We start from the raw sequence: 17877 nt of genomic DNA on the forward strand, positions 1-17877 counted from the left end.
GGCGGGCTAAGGCGGTTTAGTGCCCGCCGGAGGCCGGCTTCGCACCGCGGGGGGGACGCGGTGCAATCCAGATCGTGCAGGCGGCGACGAACAGCAGGATCGCGCAGAGTGCGAAGACATGCACGGTACCCAGCGCCGTTCCCTGCGCAGTGACGAGGTTGGCAAGCGTCTGGCGCGCCTGCTCCATGGAGAGGCCTGCCCCCTGGAGCTGATCCATGGTCTGCTGCGCCCCGTTCATCGAGGCAGCCATGTCCGCCCCGTTGGCGCGGCCCATGTCTTCCCAGATCGTCGTCACCAGTGCGGTGGCGATGGCGCTGGCAAGCGTGCGTCCGAAGTTGGCGATGCCTGCCGCGCCCGCCGTCTCATGCGGCAACACCGAGGCCAGGCTGATCGTGGTGAGCGGCACCATGAACAGCGAGACGCCGACGCCCTGCACCAGTTGCGGCCAGGCGATGGTCCAGAACGGCACTTCGGTAGACCAGCTGGTACGGAAGATCGCGCAGATGCCGATCCACGAGATGCCGATGAACACCAGCAGGCGCGGATCGAAGCGCTGCATCAATTTGGGCACGAAAGGCGATGCGATCACGGCCAGCACGCCGGAGAAGGCCATGGCCTCCCCCGCCTGCGTGGCGGTGTATCCCATCGAGGTCTGGAGCCATTGCGGAATCACCACGACCGAGGCGAAGTAAGTGCCGAAAGCGATGGTGAGCGAGAACGTCGCCGCCGAGAAGCCGCGATGGCGGAAGACTTTCAGGTCCACCACCGGATGTTCCTCGGTCAGTTCCCAGATCACGAATGCGATGAAGAACAGCACCGCGATCACCGCCAGCGCGACGATGAAGGGCGAACCGAACCAGTCCCGCTCGCGCCCGAGGTCCAGCATCATCTGGAACGCGCCGACCCAGCAGATCAGCAGCAGCAGGCCGACGACGTCGATGGGCAGCTTGCGCGTGGGCGTCTCGATCCCGCGCAGCATCGTGAACAGGCCGAAGAAGACCAGCGCCACGATCGGCACGTTGATGAAGAATATCCATTCCCACGACCAGTTGTCGGAGATGTAGCCGCCGACGATCGGGCCCGCGATCGGGGCGGTGACGACCGTCATCGCCCACATCGCCATGGCGCGCGGATGCATGTGCTTCGGGAAGATGCGCAGCAGCAGCGTCTGCGTCAGCGGCATCAGTGGACCGCCGCAGAAACCCTGCCCCAGGCGGAAGACCACCAGCAGCGGGAACGTATGCGCGATGCCACAGAGCGCGGAGAACACGCCGAAGCCGATCAGCGAGAGCAGGAACACCCGCAGACTGCCAAAGCGGCCCGAGAGCCACCCGGTCAGCGGCACGCAGATCGCCTCCGCCACCGCGTAGGACGTGATCGCCCAGGTGCCGTTCGACACCGAGACGCCAAGACCGCCCGAGATGTGCGGGATCGAGACGTTGGCGATCGTCATGTCCAGCACGACGACGAAGTTGGCCATCGCCAGCAGGAAGCCGGCGATCAGCAGCCGCGCACCGGTGAAGGTGCCGTCTTGCCCTTCGCTCCCTGGCGCCCCGGCTGCGGGGGGAGCGCCGGCCATCAGTTGCCGCCCGTCAGATCGATCTCGGCATCCATCGAAAGACCGATACGCAGCGGATGCTTCTGGAGATCCTTGGGATCGAGTTCGATGCGCACCGGCAGGCGCTGCACCACCTTGATCCAGTTACCCGTCGCGTTCTGTGCCGGAATCAGCGAGAACGCCGCGCCGGTGCCGCCCGCGAAGCCCACGACCTTGCCGTGGAACTTCACGCCCGAACCGTAGAAGTCGGACGTCAGCGTGGCGTTCTGTCCCGGACGGACATTACCCAGCTGCGTTTCCTTGAAGTTGGCGTCGACATAGAGTTCGTTCACCGGAACAATCGTCATGGCGACGGAGCCGATCTGAACCTTCTGGCCGATCTGGATCGCGCGCTTGGCGATCACGCCGTCGATCGGCGCGCGTACCACGGTACGTTCGAGATCGAGCTTGGCCTGGTCCACCTTGGCCTGCGCCTGCCGGATCTGCGGCGCGGTGCTGGTCGTGGTGCCCTGCGTGATGGCGACGGCGGCGTCTTCCTGACGGCGGGCGCTGATCGCATTGGCCTGCATCTGGGCCAGCCCGGCATGGGCTTCGCCTTCGGCAGCCTTGGCCGAGGCCAGCGCTTCACGGGCGGTGGTCAGATCCTCGGCGGAGACGGCGCCGCTGCCGACCAGCGCGGCACGGCGGCTATAGTCCGCCTGCGCCTTGGTCAGCGTGGCCTGTGCGGAAGCGAGCTTGGCCTTGGCCGAGTTGATCTCCGCCTCGCTGGCTTCGGCCGAAGCGCCCAGCGCCCGGTTCTGGGCAAGCGACTGGCCATAGGTGCGCTGCGCGGAAGCCAGCTCCGCCTCGGCCTGTTCAAGCGCGATGCGCTGGTCCTTGTCCTCGATACGGAACAGCAGCTGGCCCTTCTTGACCGGCTGCGTGTCGGTAACGAGCACTTCGATCACGCGGCCCGAGGTGAGCGGGGTGACTTGCGCGTTGTCGCCGCTGACATAGGCGTTGTCGGTCGAGACAGAGCGGCCGCCGATGAAGAATTCATAAGCGCCATAGAGCACCGCGACTCCGACGACCGCAGCGCCAAGACCCAGCAGCAACGGCTTGCGGCGTTCCTTGCCAAGCACGCTCCCCGAATCGGCGTTTTCTTGTGCAGGCGAACCCTGCGCTTCGTCAGTCATTGTCAGCGGCCTTCTTGCTGGAATTGTCTTCGTAACCGCCGCCGAGAGCGCGCTTGAGCGCGACGTCTTCGGCCAGCGTCCGGAAATGGGCATCGACCGCCTGCTGGCGAGCATCGAGCGCGGTGGTCTGAGCCGTCAGGGCATCGAGATAGTTGCCGATCCCGCCGTGATAGCGCTGGAGCGCAAGGTCCTGCGCGCGGGCGGACTTGGCTCCGGCCTCCGCCGATGCCTGTTCTTGCACGAGGGCCGCGTCACGGCTCGCCAGAGCGTCCGCAACGTCCCGAAGCGCGCCGGCCACGGTCGAATTGTAGTTCGCCACGGCTTCGTCGTAGGAACCGCGTGCCTGCGTATAGCCGCCCTTGAGCCGGCCGCCCTCGAAGATCGGCAGGCTGATCGCGCCGGTGCCGTTGCCGTAAGTCGAACTGCCCTTGAACAGGTTCGAGAGGCCAAGCGACTGCAAGCCGATCAGGCCGGAAAGCGAGATATCCGGCATGAAGGCGGCCTTGGCCGCGCCGATCCGCTTGTCCGCCGCTTCCGCGCGCAGACGCGCGGCGACGATGTCCGGGCGGCGGCCGACAAGGCCGATCCCGGCATCACCCGGAATCGCGGCAACGGGGATCGCGGCAATGGAAGTAGGCGTGATCGAGAGCCCGCGATCCGGCCCGGCGCCGAGCAGCACGGCCAGTGCATGGCGGCGCAGCAGGATCTGTTCGTCATTGGCGGAAAGTGCCGCGCGCGCCGAGGCGGCGAGCGCTTCGGCCTGACGCAGCGGGGATTCGTCGTCCAGTCCCTGGCGCATGCGCTGACCGGAAAGGTCGACCAGCGACTCGCGTGCCTTCACCGCGTCCTTCAGCGCCTCGCCCCGCGCGATCAGGCGGGCAAGGTCGAAGTACGAGGACACGACGTTGGAGGAGATCATCAGCTCGGCCTGCCGGGCATCGGCCTCGGTGGCCATCTGCTCGGACGTGGCGGCCGCAAGCTGCTTGCGGTTCTTGCCCCAGAGATCGAGGTCGAAATCGCCCGAAAGCGCCAGCGAGCCGGTGCTTTTCCACCCATGCGGCACGAATTCGGCGGGAATGCCGTTGTTATAGCTCTGCTTGGCCATGCCGGCCGAGCCCTGCCCGTTCACGCTCGGCAAAGTGGCCGCGCCGGCCACTTCGGTCGCGCCGCGCGCCTGCATGATGCGCGCCTGTGCCACGGCGACATCCGGCGAACCGGCCAGAGCCTCCGTCACCAACGCATCAAGCTGCGGATCGCCATAGGCGGTCCACCACTGCTGCTGCGGCCATGCGGCGTTGGCCTGTTGCGAGGAGAGCGATTGCGCGCTGTCCAGCGTTGATGGGGCGCGCATCTGCGGCTTGGGCCCAAGATCGGGCACCGCACAGGCGGACAGCGAAAGGCCGACGACCAGCAACGAGGCTGCCGCGACTCGGGGGGAGAGGATCGTACTCATCAGTACAGTTTTTATCGACCTCGGCCTTGCCTGTGTCAATCGGAAAGCGTACTATGCAGTACTGAGATGACAAATACGGGTAAGAGAGAACTCAATAAGGCCAGAAAGCGGGCGGAGATCGTCGAGGTGGCGACCCGATCGTTCTTCGAACGCGGCTATGGTGCCACCAGCATGTCGGCGATTGCCGACGAGTTGGGCGGCTCGAAAGCCACGCTCTGGGCCCATTTCGCCTCGAAGGAAGACCTGTTCGCCGCCGTGGTGGACAACAAGGTCGAAGCCTTCTCCAAAGACGTGGACGAAGTGCTGACCAGCCAGTCGTTCTCGTTTTCCGCGCTGCGCCGTGCATGCCTGCGCTTCCTCGACTGCCTGCTGCGTGAGGATTCGGTGCAGCTTTTCCGCCTCGTCGTCAGCGAGGGGGAGCGCTTCCCCGAGATCACCGAAATGTTCTATTCGCGCGGCCCGGAGAAGTTCCGAAGCTGCGTCACCCGGTTCTTCGCCACGTCCTTCTCCGAGGCGGAGGCACAGCGGCTGACCCTGCTGATCGTCTCCGCGATGGTCGGTTACCGCTCGGACGTGCTGATGCGCCCCGTCAAGCCGACCTTGCGGGACCGCGAGGGATTCGTGGACAATGCCATCGGCCTGATCGACTGGCCGCGCCCCTCCCCCGCCCGCAGCGAAGCGGCCTGAACAGCCGCGCTGCGCCGCTTCAACCGCAGACATGACGCCCGCCCGACCCCCGTTTGCGCGCTTAAATTGAACACTGTCTATTTTTAAATTGAACGTCGTTCAATTTCGTGTGAAGAAAGACTGCGACAACGAATCGCAGGCGGTTTAACCGCCTGCAAAGTCCTTGAAGTCCAAGCGGTCCATTCAATCACGGGGATACGGGCGTGGCGGCACCAGACTTTTCATTGCTTTCGAAGCGGCGGTTTGCGCCGATGTTCTGTGTCCAGTTCCTGGGCGCCTTCAACGACAACCTGCTGAAATACGCGATGCTGCTGCTGGCCAATTACGGCCTGCTGCGCGACGCGCCGGACAAGGCAGGGATGCTCTCCGTGGTGGCGACGGGGCTGTTCACGCTGCCCTATTTCCTGTTCTCCGCCCTCGCCGGCCAGATCGCGGACCGGATCGACAAGGCGAAGCTGGTCCGCTGGATCAAGCTGGCCGAAGTGGGGATCATGGGCCTCGCACTGGTCGGATTCGCGTGGGAATCGATCCCGGTCCTGCTCGCCAGCCTGTTCATGATGGGCCTGCATTCCACCGTGTTCGGCCCGGTGAAGTACTCGATCCTGCCGCAGCACTTGTCCGAACGCGAAGTCATGGGCGGCACCGGCCTGATCGAGGCGGGCACTTTCCTGGCGATCCTTGGCGGACAGCTTCTGGCCGGGCAGGTCGTGCCGTGGGAGGCCGGGCTGGTCGCCATGGGCCTTGCAGTCTTGGGCTGGCTCGCCGCGCAGGCAATCCCCCCTGCACCGCCCAGCCGTGATGGCCATCCGATCGACTGGAACATCGCGCGCGGAACCTGGGCCGTGCTGGTCGCCGCCCATCGCGGACGCGGCGTCTGGCTGGCGGTGCTGGGCATCAGCTGGTTCTTCACGGCGGGTGCGATCCTGCTGACCGAATTCGTCCCGCTCGTCTCCGACACGCTGCAAGCGCAAAAGGAAGTGGCGACGCTGTTCCTCGTCGTCTTCTCGGTGGTCATCGCGCTTGGCTCGATGACGGTGAACCGCATGCTCAAGGGCGAAGTCTCCGCCCGCTACGTGCCGGTGAGCGCGCTGATGCTGTCCATCGGCCTGATCGACCTCTGGCTCTCCACCCGCGCATTCGTGCCCACCGTGATCGACGCGACCGTGCGCGAGTTCGTGGCCAATCCGCAGTCGTGGAAGATTTTCGCCGACTTGGTGGTGATCGCCTTCTCGGGCGGCATGTTCATCGTGCCGCTCTATGCGATCCTCCAGATCCGCTCGGCGCCGGAGGAACGCTCGCAAGTCATTGCCGCCAACAACATTCTCAACGCGGGCATGACCGTGATCGCCATCGCTATCGTGGCCGCCCTGCTCGCGAGCGGAGTCAGCGTGCCCGGCGTCATCGGCGTGCTTGGCTTTGCGACGCTGGTGGTCGCGGTCATCTCGATCTGGCTGCTGCCGGAAACGCTGTTCAAGGCCGTGATCCGCGCGGTGCTTAAGGTGCTCTACCGCGTCGAGGTGACGGGCATGGAGAACATGCCGAAGCCCGGCGAACCGGCCGTAGTCGTCGTCAACCACCTCTCCTACCTCGACGGCCTGCTGCTGGGCGCCTTCCTGCCCGGCAAGCCGACCTTCGCGGTCCATACCGCCATTGCCAAGAGCTGGTGGATCCAGCCCTTCCTCAAGCTGTTCCGCGCCTTTCCGGTCGATCCCACCAACCCGATGGCGGCCAAGGCGATGGTCCGCGCGGTGAAGGAAGGTCGTACCTTGGTGATCTTCCCCGAAGGCCGCATCACCGTGACCGGCGCGCTGATGAAAGTGTTCGACGGCCCCGGCATGGTGGCCGACAAGGCCGACGCGCCGATCATCCCCGTCCGTCTTGACGGACCGCAGTACACGCCCTTCTCCCACCTCAAGGGCAAGGTCCGCCAGCGCTGGTTCCCCAAAGTCTCGATCGAAGTACTGCCCGCGCGCCGCTTCTCGATTGAAGGCGAGATGACCGCCCGCCAGCGCCGCGCCATCGCCGGCCGCCGTCTCTATGACGAGATGAGCCGGATGATCTTCGACACCAGCCACACCGACCGCACGCTGTTCGCCGCGCTCTGCGAAGCCCGCGCGGTCCACGGTGGCAAGACCAAGGTAGTGGAGGACATCAAGCGCACGCCGCTGGCCTACAGCCGCCTGATCCTGGGTGCCGAACTCTTGGGCGAACGGCTTGCCTATCGCACCCGCCCTGGTGAAGCCGTGGGCCTGCTGCTGCCGAACGTCAGCGGTGTCGCCCTCGCCTTCTTCGCGCTTCAGGCCGAGGGCCGCGTGCCCGCCATGTTGAACTTCACGGTGGGTCAGGCCAGCCTCGTTTCCGCCTGCGCCACCGCGAAGATCGAAACCGTGGTCACCGCACGCGCCTTCGTCGAACAGGGCAAGCTGGAAGCCGTGATCGCCGCGCTAGAGGCGGACGGTCGCAAGGTGCTCTACCTTGAAGACCTGGCCGCAGAGATCGGCATTGGCGCCAAGCTCTGGCACATGGCTAGCGGCCGCCTTGCCGCCAGCCGCCATGCCCGCCGCAAGGTTTCGCCCGATGCGCCGGCGGTGATCCTGTTCACCTCAGGCTCCGAAGGCGCGCCGAAGGGCGTGGTGCTCAGCCACCGCAACCTGCTCTCCAACTGTGCGCAGCTGGCCGCGCGGATCGACTTCAACCCCGCCGACGTGGTGCTGAACGCGCTGCCGGTGTTCCACTCGTTCGGGCTGACCGGCGGCACCCTGCTGCCGCTGCTGAACGGCATCCGCACCGTGTTCTACCCCAGCCCGCTGCACTACCGCATCGTGCCCGCGCTCGCCTACGACGCCAATGCCACGATCCTGTTCGGTACCGACACTTTCCTCTCCGGCTATGCCCGCATGGCGCACAGCTATGACTTCTACTCGCTGCGCTACATCTTCGCGGGCGCGGAGAAGGTGCGCGAGGAAACCCGGCGCACGTATGCCGACAAGTTCGGCCTGCGCATCCTCGAAGGCTATGGCGCCACCGAGTGCGCGCCGGTGATCGCCGTGAACACGCCGATGCACTTCAAGGCGGGCACCGTCGGGCGGATGCTGCCGGCGATGGAGGCGCGGCTTGAGGAAGTGCCCGGCATCACCGAGGGCGGCCGTCTCTACGTACGCGGGCCCAACGTCATGGCCGGATACCTGCTGGCGAGCGAGCCCGGCGTGCTCCAGCCGCCCGCCGAGGGCTGGCATGACACCGGCGATATCGTCACCATTGATGAGATTGGTTTCGTCACCATCCGCGGCCGTGCCAAGCGCTTTGCCAAGATCGCGGGCGAAATGGTGTCTCTGCCCGCCGTCGAGGGTTATGCCGCCAAAGTCTGGCCCGATGCGGAAAGCGCCGTCGTCACCCGGCCCGATGCCAGGAAGGGCGAGCAACTGGTGCTCTACACCACCGCCAAGGGCGCGGATCAGAAGGCGCTTCAGGAATGGGGCCGCGCCAACGGCATTGCCGAGCTGATGATCCCGCGTGACATCCGGGTGCTCGACGCCCTGCCCGTTCTCGGCACCGGCAAGATCGACTATGTGACGCTGAACGAGATGGCAAAGGTAGCCGAACGGGACGCGATGGAGGCAACATAACCTCTCAAACAAAACCCCGTCGCCCCCGCGAAGGCGGAGGCCCCGCTTTTGATTTCACGCGGAGGCGCGGAGACGCGGAGAGGTGGAGTCCTACACTGTCTCTCCGCGCCTCCGCGCCTCCGCGTGCACCGAAAAAGAGAAGCGGGATCCCCGCCTTCGCGGGGATGACGGGGTTTTAGGACGGCGTGGTTGTCTAAATCCGCCAACGGTTGCCCCGCCCTTATCGCCGGTTTAAAGGCGCGGGCATGACCCAGGCTCTCCCCCCGATCCTCGTCGTCACCACGGGTGGCACTTTCGACAAGCAGTACTTCGACGCCCTCAGCGAATACCAGATCGCCGAAAGCGTGATCGAAAAGCTGCTCAAGACCTCACGCGTCGCCCACCCGTTTCGCGTGGTGGAACTGCTGCGCAAGGACAGCCTCGAACTCACCGACGAGGACCGCGCCCTCATCCGCGCCACCATCGCCGCCGCGCCGGAAAGCCACGTGGTCGTCACCCACGGCACCGACACCATGACCCACACCGCCCAGGCGCTCGACGGTCTGGAAGGCAAGACGGTGGTGCTGACCGGCGCCCTCGCCCCCGCGCGCTTTGCCGAGAGTGATGCCACTTTCAACCTCGGCATGGCTTTCGCCTGCTGCCAGTCGGCCCAGCCCGGCGTGTGGATCACGATGAGCGGCTCGGTGTTCAACGGCCTTCAGGTCCGCAAGGACCGCGAAGCGGGAAAATTCGTAGCGATTTGAAGCAATTTGAGGCCCAAGCCAGCCTCCACCTGACGAAAACCTCCCCGCAATCGTTATCGGCAGCCTGTTTTAAGGGCTTCGACGGAACGCGCCCTTGGCAAGCTGCAAACGCGCCTTGGCCCAAAGTATGACGCTGGAGGTTCGCCACTCGCGTCACTGACGAACGCGAACGACCTCCCGGTCGCACTGCCGGACCCTTCCCCACTTCCCGGGGGAGCGGCCGGCGTATTGCGCTGGGAGGTACTGTGTCGATTGTAGCTGAAAGCCTTGCCGAAGTTCACGCGGCGCTCCAGCACGCACCGGTCGGTTCGGCGTTGGTGGACCGCACCGGGGCAATATCCTGGGTCAATCCCGCCTTCGCCAATATGGTGGGAGAAGCCGACCCCGCCGCGCTGCGGCTTTCGCTGATGACGGTCTGGCTGGAACACGACGATGGCGAGGCGCTGCTCCAGATGCTGGAGGCCCACTTCGCCACGCCGCTGGAAGCGCGGCTGCCGTGGACGCATTCGGCAACTTTCAAGCGGATCGACGGCGCCAGCCAGCCCGGAGAGATCACGCTGGCCCCATGCGCCGGCGCGTTCGACCAGTGGGCGATCATCCATGTGCGCAACATGGTCCGCCTCGCCACCGCCGAAAAGCGCTTCTCGCAGATTTTCGAGAACCTGCCGCTGGGCCTGATCGTGATCGATGCGCACCAGCGTATCGTGCAGGTCAACGAAGCGCTGGCGGCGCAGTTCGGCTATGGGATCGAGGATCTGGTCGGCCGGAGCATGGATATGCTGCTGCCGCAGCGATACCGCGCCGATCATCAGCACCATGTCGACGGCTATACGCAGGCCCCGGTCGCCCGCGCCATGGGATCGGGCCGCGACCTCACCGGCCTGCACCGCTCGGGCCGGGAAATCCCGGTCGAAGTGGCGCTCACCCGGCTCGAAACGATGGCCCAGCCGCTCTACATGGCGATCGTCACCGATATCACGCTGCGCAAACGCGGGCAGGAAGCGCTCGAACAGACCAATGCGCAACTGGAAGAGTTCACTTATGTCGCCAGCCACGATCTGCGCTCGCCGCTGCGCGGGATTGCCGATCTCATAACCTGGATCCGCGAGGACCTTGGCGACGACAACCTGACGGACGACGTCCGCCACAACTTCGACCGCATCGCCCTGCGCATCGACCGCGCCGAGCAGATGATCGAAGACCTCCTGCGCTATGCCCGCGCCGGCGTGCGCGACACCGAGACCGAAATGGTCGACCCCGCCGATCTGGTCGAAGAGGCGCTGGCGATGTCGCTCGTGCCCGAGACGTTCCGGGTCGAGGTCGACATCGCGCCGGGCATCAGCCCGTTCAAGGCGCCGCGCGCGCCGATTGCCACGTCGCTGCGCAACCTGCTGGGCAATGCGATCAAGCACCACGGCGGCCCCGGCGGCCGCATCCGCGTAGCCGTGCGCGAGAACGGACGCTTCACCGTCTTCACCGTGGAGGACGACGGACGCGGCATCCCGCCCGGCAGCGAGGAGCGCATCTTCAAGCTGTTCCACCGCGCCTCCACGGACACCAGCGGCGAAGGCCTTGGCCTCAGCTTCACGCGGCGGATGATCAATGCCCACGGCGGCATGATTACGGTCCGCGCGAAAGGCGCGCTGGGCGGCGCCTGCTTCGAGATCCAATGGCCGCGTGTCCTGCTCAAGGAGATCGAGGATGCGTGAGCCGATGACCGCGCTGCCGGACCTCCTCATGCCTAACGCGGATGGTTTCCGGTTTCTTCACGCGGCCGAACTCGCGTCCGTGCCGCCGTTATCCCAACCCATCACCCAATCCGCCCAGACCCGAAATCTACCCTGACCGAGGGAACCCAGACCATGAACATGCAAGCCACTCCGTCCAATGAGCCCGTTCCCAGCGAAGGATATCTGCGCATGGAATATCTCCACAACGGCACGAACGATATCCAGGCGCTGGTGATCGACGACGACGACGTCGATCGCGAACGCCTGATCCGGATGCTCGAACGCTGCCCGCGCCGCATCAATGTGATGGAGGCAGCCTCGCAGGCCGAGGCGCTGCAACTGATCCGTCTGGCCGAACCGCAGTTCGATATCGTCTTCCTCGACTTCGGCCTGGGCGACGGCGACGGGCGCGACCTGGTGCCGACGATCCGCGCGGAGGTCGATCCTGACTGCCCGATCGTTGCCGTCACCGGCAATTCGGACGAACAGATCGCCGCCGATTCCATCAAGTCCGGCATGACCGAGTTCCTGACCAAGCGCGCGCTCTCGCCCGAACGCGTCGCCGCCTCGGTCGAGGAAGGCATCGCCTGGCGCAAGTACCGGCAGGACTTGCGCCGCGCCGAAGAGGAACTGACCCACCGCAGCCTCCACGATCCGCTGACCGACCTGCCCAACCGCACGCTGCTGTTCGACCGGCTCGGCCAGTCCTGCGCCCGCGCCCGGCGCACGGGCGACAGCTTCGCGGTGATGATGATAGACCTCGATCGGTTCAAGGAGATCAACGACAGCTTCGGCCATGCCGTGGGCGACGTGGTGCTGACTACCGTCGCCCGCCGCCTGCGCGGCCACTTGCGCGAGGTCGATACCGTGGCCCGCCTTGGCGGCGACGAGTTCGCGCTGCTGCTGCAGGACGTGGACGACGAGGACAACGCCGCTGCGCTCGCGGCCAAGCTGGTGCGGCTGATCGAACAGCCGATCGTGCACGAAAGCCGGGTGATGCATGTCGGCGCCTCGCTGGGCATCGCGCTCTGCCCGCAGCGCGGTTTCTCGCCCGCCGGACTGCTCTCGGCGGCGGACGATGCCATGTACGAGGCCAAGCGTGGCCTTGCCAAGCTGGCCACCTGGCAGGAAGGCATGCCTTCTCACCCGCCGGTCGATCCCAAGATCATGCTGGAGGAACTGGAAGCCGCCATCGCGCATGACACGCTGCAATGGCACTGGCAGCCCAAGGTGGACATGCGCGACGGCCGCGTGCTCGGGTTCGAGGCGCTGGTGCGGTGGAACCATCCGCGCATCGGCAATATCCCCGCCGACCAGCTGATCCGCGCGGTGGAGCACAGCCCGCTGCTGGAAACCTTCACCCACCAGTGCATCGACAAAGTGCTGGAACAGTTCGCGCAGATTCAGGACAAGGTGGACGGCGCCTCGATCTCCATCAACCTTTCCGCCCGAATGTTGGAGCGCCCCAGCTTCGTCGACGATCTGGTCGACATGGTGAACTGCCACCGCATAGATCCCCGGCGGGTGACGCTGGAACTGACCGAGACGGCGCTGATCACCAACCCCTCACAAGCCCGCCGCGTGGTGGAGCGCCTGCGCGAGAACGGCATCGCGCTTTCGATCGACGACTTCGGCGCGGGCTTCACGTCGTTCGGCTACTTGCGCGATTTCGCGATCAGCGAGATCAAGATCGACCGCTCGTTCATCCAGCGCTTCACCGAGAACCGCTTTGACCAGTCGCTGGTCAACAGCCTGGTGGTGCTCTGCGACAGCCTCGGCATCCCTTTGGTGGCAGAGGGCGTGGAGAACGAGGAAATCCGCAACCTGCTGGTCTCGCTCGGCTGCTACAACGGCCAAGGCTACGGCATTTGCCGCCCGATGCCCTACGAGGACGTGCTGGACTGGATGGAGGGCTGGCAGGAGAACACGCCGATCCGTCAATTCAACGCGTAACAGGCAGAGATGGCGTTTGGCCGCGGCTATGTAAGTAAGGACAGCCAAACCACCAAACCGCCATCCCGTCGCCCCCGCGAAGGCGGGGGCCCCGCTTTTCTTTGCCGCGTCACAGAAGAAAGCGGGATCCCCGCCTCCGCGGGGATGACGAAGAGAAAGCCACTGAATTCACTTCCCCACCCCGCTCGTCCTGAGCTTGTCGAAGGATGTTGAACCAGCGCCACGCCGCCGGGGGCTTCGACAAGCTCAGCCTGAGCGGATTTGAAGGGTTGGAATTACGGGCGAGCGGACGTGCTGGCTTCACCATCCACCGCCCCAATATTCTGCGATAGCGCCAGCGGCAAAGCCAACTCCGATAGCAAGGATGAATACGCCGTAGCCGGTAAGTGCTTTGCGCATGTAACCCGCGTGCTTGTCTAACTTCTTGAAACCGCTTGCCCACATCGGAAACCAATAGCGGCTCGCGTAGACGTGAGCGGCGACACCAACACACCAAGCGCAGATGAATACCACTTCCATGCTCTTTGCGAGAAAAGTCATCCAGCATTTTTCGCACGGCGCTTCGAAGTCCGCAATGCTGGCGCCTCCAGACGGTCGGCTCCCTGCCTCCTCCAAACCTCACCAGTCCGGTCGCTTTCGAAGATGGTTGTTGCAAAACCCGCCCCAGTGATACTTCCCGGCCAGAGCGCATAGTTTCTGGACCCGCCACGCAACCTTCGCGATCCTCCGCCGCAATAACCGTGGAGAGGAGCGCGGCATGAGCGACGAAACCGCAGCAGCCATCAGTGCCGTCCGGCGCGACTGGGTGACCGAGCATCGCGAGATGTACTTGGGCTCGGGCGGCGTGCAGGGCCATATCGTGGACATCACCCCCGTCGGCGGGCGCAAGTTCGCGACGCATTGTCTGGTGAAATACACCGGCCGCAAGAGCGGCAAGGTCTTCATCACCCCGCTCTGCTATGCCGATATCGGTGGCGAAGTGGTGATCTGCGGCTCCAAGGGCGGGGCTGATACCCACCCGCAGTGGTACCTGAACCTCGTCGCCGACCCGCAAGTCGAATTCCAGATCGCCACGCAAGCCTTTCGCGGCACATGGCGCGAGCCGGAAGGCGCGGAGCGCCAGAAAGTCTGGGACTTCTTCATCGACTGCCACCCCTTCTATGCCGACTATCAGAAGTCGACCGACCGCGTGCTGCCGCTGATCCTGCTGAAAGCCGAAGAGGAAATCCCGGTTTTCAAGCCCGAGGACGCGACCGGCACCCGCACCGCCTGACCCTAATTCCAGACCAACCCTGCGGCCGCCTCGCCGCCCAAGGACACGCATCCGATGAACGCTACCGCCACAGCCACGCTCGACTGCTCCGATATCGACCAGTACCTCGGCAAAGTCATGGACTTCTCGCCCCTGCGCGAGCCGATTGCCGCCAATGACATCCGGCGCTGGGTCCATGCGATGCATTTCCCCAACCTCGTCCATTTCGACCCGGACTATGCGGCGGCCAGCCGCTGGGGCGGCCTTGTCGCACCGCAGAGCTTCCCGATCGCCACCGATGACGGCCACGGCGCCGCGCCGGCCTGCGTGGGCTGCATTCCCAATTCGCACCTGCTGTTCGCGGGCGACGAATGGTGGTTCCACGATACCCGCATCAAGGCGGGCGACGTGATTACCAACACCCGCATTCCCTTCGACTATGTCGTCAAGGAAACCGGCTTCGGCCCCACCTGCTTCCAGCGCGGCGACAACAACTACACCAACCAGCATGGCGAGAAGATCGCCACGCAGCGCTCCACCGCCTTGCGCTACAATGCCCATGCTGGCGGCGCGGCGGTCAATCCGGCCGACTTCGACGATCCCGAGTGGACCGACGAAGCGGTGGCGGACATCGAGGCGCGCGTCTTCGCCTGGGTGAAGATGCTGCATGACCTTGGCCACAAGGAACGCTGGTGGGACGACGTGCAGGTGGGCGATCAGCTTCCCGAACGCGTGTTCGGCCCGCACTCGCTGGCCAGCTTCGCCACCGAATGGCGCGCCTATATCGTCAACACCTGGGGGACGATGAACTTGCGCAAGAACGATCTCGAAGCCCTCGGCTTCACGCGCGAGATGGCCGGGTACGAGAACGATCCGGACATGATGAAGGAGAACCCCTTCCTCACCGACGGTGCCTATTACGGCCCCTCACGCGGGCACCTGTTCCCCAAGTATGCCCGCCGCATCGGCATGCCGCGCGGCTATGGCTATGGCGCGTCGATGGGCTCGTGGGTGACCGACTACCTTTCGGGCTGGGCGGGCGAGCATGGCATGCTGGTCCACTCCGTCTCCAACTATCGCGGCCCGGCGCTGACCGGCGACGTGACGATCCAGACCGCCGAAGTGACCGAAAAATCGGTCGATGCAGAGGGTCGCCACCTCATCCACGTCAAGCACCTGATGACCAACCAGCGCGGCGTGAAGATGTGCCTCGGCACTGCCGAAATCGCGCTGCCCAAGAAGGCGTAATTGAAGGCGTAATTTCGCCTGATGATGCAAAAGGCTGGGGTTGGCACACAGCCCCAGCCTTCCATTTCCGTCATTCTATGCAGGTTGCAACGCGCCGTCCGAAGACACCGTATCCACGCGGCCCGCGATCCAGATCGAACCATCCGCCTCTCGGGTGCAGTGGACCAGACCGTCCGCGCCCACCTTGCGGCCCTGTGCGGCGACATAGCCGCCCTCGACCAGCCCCGCTCCGAACAGATACTGCGCCACGGCGGCGTTGAGGCTGCCCGTCACCGGGTCCTCCACCATGCGTCCTTGCGGATCGGCGAAGAACGCACGCACCTCGAATTGCGCGGGATCGCCGGGCGCACAAGGCCCCAGCAGCGCGACATCGGTTCCCTTCGGCGCCTTCGCAACCGGCTCGGCGGCCAGCACGGCCTCCGAACTCGCCAGATGCAGCAGCTTCCAACCCGGCCCATTGGCGGCATGAACGGCCGCGACAACGGCCTGGGGATCGGCACCGGAAAGCCGGATCGTCTCCGCCCGCTCCGCTTCGTCAAGCGGACCTTCGCGCAGCAGCGGGGGCGCACGGAAAGCCAGCATGCCCTGCTCCTGGCGCACCTCGACCAGTCCGATCCCGCATTCCTGCACGATCCGACCGGGCACTTTCGGCACCCCGCCCGCTGCCAGCCAGGCATGGGCGGAACCCAGCGTCGGATGCCCTGCGAACGGCAATTCGCCCGCCGGATAGAAGATCCGGACGCGGTAGTCGGCCGCCGGATCGGTCGGCGGCAGCAGGAAGGTCGTCTCCGAAAATCCCAGCCAGCGCGTCAGCGCCTGCATCTGCCCGGTATCGAGTTCCTCGCCCCCGCGCACCACGGCCAGCGGATTGCCGCGCAGCGCGGCCCCTGCAAATACGTCGACCAGATCCAGTAACATTTGCGCCATGATTGCCGCCCTCTTCGCTTCGTCGTAGACGGGCCCCGGACCACCTCTCGCACAGCGCTGGCGCCGTGCCGTTAATCGGAAGTTTTGGAGCCTAATTCCACGATGACGGTTAGGTCCTCGGACGAACAATTCCAATAAGGAACAATCTGATGAAGAAGCTTCTGCTCGCGCTCACCATGGCGGCCGCAGTCGCCCCCATGGCAGCACCGGTGTCGGCAGATCCGCCGCGCCACGACGATCGTCGTGGGCATGACGATCGCCGCGGGCATGACAATCACCGTCCGAACGATCCGTACTATCGCGGGCCCGACGGGCACCGCCCGCCGCCGCCGCCTCCGCCGCGCAACAACATGTACGATTCGCACGGCTACTATCGCAATCCGCACCGCATCACCCGCAATGACCACGTGTGGCGCGGCAACGACGGGCGCTACTATTGCAAGCGTGACAACGGCACCACCGGCCTCATCATCGGCGCCGGCGTAGGCGCGCTGGCCGGCCATCAGATCGCCGGCAATGGCGACCAGACGCTCGGTGCGATCCTCGGCGGCGTCGCCGGCGGCGTGCTCGGCCGCGAGATCGATCGCGGCGATCTGCACTGCCGTTGACCCGGAACCGGCCCGCCACCGCGCGGGCCGGAACCCACGTTCGGGCGCCCGGTCGAACAGCCGATCGGTTACCGCGACAGCTTCCCGGCGCTCAGGCACGACCGCCCCGCGCTGGATGAAATCCTCGCCAGGCTGGCCGGCGTGACGCCCACCACTTTCGAAAAATTCAAGATAAAGTAACGGCTTGATGGCCGCGATGCTTCGGCGCGCCTGAAACCGGCCGGCCCTGCAACGGTTCGATAACATGCAACGAAATATTTCGAGCGCAGGCCGCGCCAAAGCATTCGCCGTCCTCAGGCAACGTTCCGTCGCTTAAAATCGCGAAAAACGATTTGTTCATCTTGGGTTGAAGTCGTCGGCGCGAAGACGGGGCTCGGTCGCCAAATACAAATTTTATCTCGGAGGACACTTTGCGTAAAACCCTGATCGCCGCCACCATTGCCACCATGGCTGTTCCGGTCGGCATGTCGATTGCCGAAACCGCCGAAGCGCGCGGTCGCGGCCCCGAATATCATCACACCAACAACGGCATCCGCTACTGGCGCGGCAACGACGGCCGTTATCGCTGCACGAAGTCGAACGGTACCACCGGCCTGCTGATCGGCGGCGTTGCCGGCGCCTTGATCGGTCGCTCGATCGACACCCGCGGCGATCGCGCCACCGGCACGATCCTCGGCGCCGGCGCCGGTGCGCTGCTCGGTCGCTCGATCGATCGCAACAACAGCCGCCCGCGCTGCGGCTGATCTCAGACCGATCGGGCCGGTTGGCCCATACATCGATGGGGGGCGCGCCGGCGAAAGCCGGCGCGCCCCTTCTTGTTTTACGGTGTTGTTCTGGCGCCATTTACCGGCGCCCGGTTTCATGGGCTGAAATATTCTGAAATCCGCAACTCACATGAAGGCCTCAGGGCCTTGCCC

The 17877-nt window shown here is 65.2% G+C and carries 15 protein-coding genes; 9 read left to right on the forward strand and 6 right to left on the reverse strand.

Annotated elements, in window-relative coordinates:
- Positions 1–16: 16 nt before the first annotated feature.
- Genes EDF56_RS09685 through EDF56_RS09695 form a run of 3 tightly spaced genes read right to left on the reverse strand, consistent with a single transcriptional unit; the run spans position 17 to position 4186 of the window.
- On the reverse strand, positions 17–1579 hold the full coding sequence (locus tag EDF56_RS09685; protein ID WP_132386759.1) for a DHA2 family efflux MFS transporter permease subunit: 1563 nt from the start codon (positions 1577–1579) through the stop codon (positions 17–19).
- Entirely contained in the window at positions 1579–2733 is a 1155-nt protein-coding gene (locus EDF56_RS09690; protein ID WP_132386761.1) for an HlyD family efflux transporter periplasmic adaptor subunit, read from the reverse strand. Before EDF56_RS09690 ends, EDF56_RS09685 begins: the two co-directional genes overlap by 1 nt.
- Positions 2726–4186, reverse strand: a complete 1461-nt coding sequence (locus EDF56_RS09695; RefSeq protein ID WP_132386763.1) for an efflux transporter outer membrane subunit — start codon at positions 4184–4186, stop codon at positions 2726–2728. The genes EDF56_RS09690 and EDF56_RS09695 overlap by 8 nt, the downstream gene beginning before the upstream one ends.
- A gap of 126 nt (positions 4187–4312) precedes the next feature.
- On the opposite strand from EDF56_RS09695, the gene EDF56_RS09700 reads away from it, so the two are divergent.
- The 5 genes from EDF56_RS09700 (at position 4313) to EDF56_RS09720 (ending at position 12925) form a co-directional block, all read left to right on the forward strand.
- Positions 4313–4873: a TetR/AcrR family transcriptional regulator gene (locus EDF56_RS09700; RefSeq protein WP_243652518.1), complete on the forward strand. Its 561-nt coding sequence runs from the start codon at positions 4313–4315 to the stop codon at positions 4871–4873.
- Between the two features lie 203 nt (positions 4874–5076).
- On the forward strand, positions 5077–8499 hold the full coding sequence (locus EDF56_RS09705; protein WP_243652519.1) for an acyl-[ACP]--phospholipid O-acyltransferase: 3423 nt from the start codon (positions 5077–5079) through the stop codon (positions 8497–8499).
- Positions 8500–8744: 245 nt separating this feature from the next.
- On the forward strand, positions 8745–9242 hold the full coding sequence (locus EDF56_RS09710) for an asparaginase domain-containing protein (protein WP_132386767.1): 498 nt from the start codon (positions 8745–8747) through the stop codon (positions 9240–9242).
- A gap of 245 nt (positions 9243–9487) precedes the next feature.
- Complete coding sequence (locus EDF56_RS09715; protein ID WP_243652520.1) at positions 9488–10951, forward strand: PAS domain S-box protein; 1464 nt, start codon at positions 9488–9490, stop codon at positions 10949–10951.
- A 153-nt stretch (positions 10952–11104) separates the two neighbouring features.
- On the forward strand, positions 11105–12925 hold the full coding sequence (locus tag EDF56_RS09720) for an EAL domain-containing protein (protein ID WP_243652521.1): 1821 nt from the start codon (positions 11105–11107) through the stop codon (positions 12923–12925).
- Positions 12926–13225: 300 nt separating this feature from the next.
- Here EDF56_RS09720 and EDF56_RS09725 read toward each other — a convergent pair whose 3' ends face one another.
- Complete coding sequence (locus tag EDF56_RS09725) at positions 13226–13465, reverse strand: hypothetical protein (protein ID WP_132386771.1); 240 nt, start codon at positions 13463–13465, stop codon at positions 13226–13228.
- Positions 13466–13682: 217 nt separating this feature from the next.
- Here EDF56_RS09725 and EDF56_RS09730 point away from each other — a divergent pair, with 217 nt between their 5' ends.
- Together EDF56_RS09730 and EDF56_RS09735 are read left to right on the forward strand one after the other, a co-directional pair.
- Entirely contained in the window at positions 13683–14198 is a 516-nt protein-coding gene (locus EDF56_RS09730) for a nitroreductase/quinone reductase family protein (protein ID WP_132386773.1), read from the forward strand.
- Positions 14199–14252: 54 nt separating this feature from the next.
- Positions 14253–15425 (forward strand): MaoC family dehydratase N-terminal domain-containing protein, encoded by a 1173-nt coding sequence (locus tag EDF56_RS09735; protein WP_132386775.1) that lies wholly within the window; start codon positions 14253–14255, stop codon positions 15423–15425.
- Positions 15426–15500: 75 nt separating this feature from the next.
- Here the strand turns inward: EDF56_RS09735 and EDF56_RS09740 are convergent, their stop codons facing one another.
- A complete protein-coding gene (locus tag EDF56_RS09740) occupies positions 15501–16343 on the reverse strand; it encodes a PhzF family phenazine biosynthesis protein (protein ID WP_132387453.1) in 843 nt (280 codons plus the stop codon).
- A 158-nt stretch (positions 16344–16501) separates the two neighbouring features.
- Between EDF56_RS09740 and EDF56_RS09745 the strand changes: the two genes are divergently transcribed.
- Positions 16502–16960, forward strand: coding sequence for a glycine zipper 2TM domain-containing protein (locus tag EDF56_RS09745; RefSeq protein ID WP_132386777.1), 459 nt, complete (start codon positions 16502–16504; stop codon positions 16958–16960).
- Between the two features lie 166 nt (positions 16961–17126).
- Here the strand turns inward: EDF56_RS09745 and EDF56_RS25900 are convergent, their stop codons facing one another.
- The gene (locus tag EDF56_RS25900) at positions 17127–17300 is read right to left on the reverse strand and encodes a hypothetical protein (protein WP_165912158.1); all 174 of its coding nucleotides are present in this window, start codon (positions 17298–17300) and stop codon (positions 17127–17129) included.
- Positions 17301–17370: 70 nt separating this feature from the next.
- Here EDF56_RS25900 and EDF56_RS09750 point away from each other — a divergent pair, with 70 nt between their 5' ends.
- On the forward strand, positions 17371–17703 hold the full coding sequence (locus EDF56_RS09750; RefSeq protein ID WP_243652522.1) for a glycine zipper 2TM domain-containing protein: 333 nt from the start codon (positions 17371–17373) through the stop codon (positions 17701–17703).
- Positions 17704–17877 lie beyond the last annotated feature (174 nt).

Origin of the sequence: Novosphingobium sp. PhB165 (genome assembly GCF_004341845.1) — a bacterium.
Classification (GTDB): Bacteria; Pseudomonadota; Alphaproteobacteria; order Sphingomonadales; family Sphingomonadaceae; genus Novosphingobium.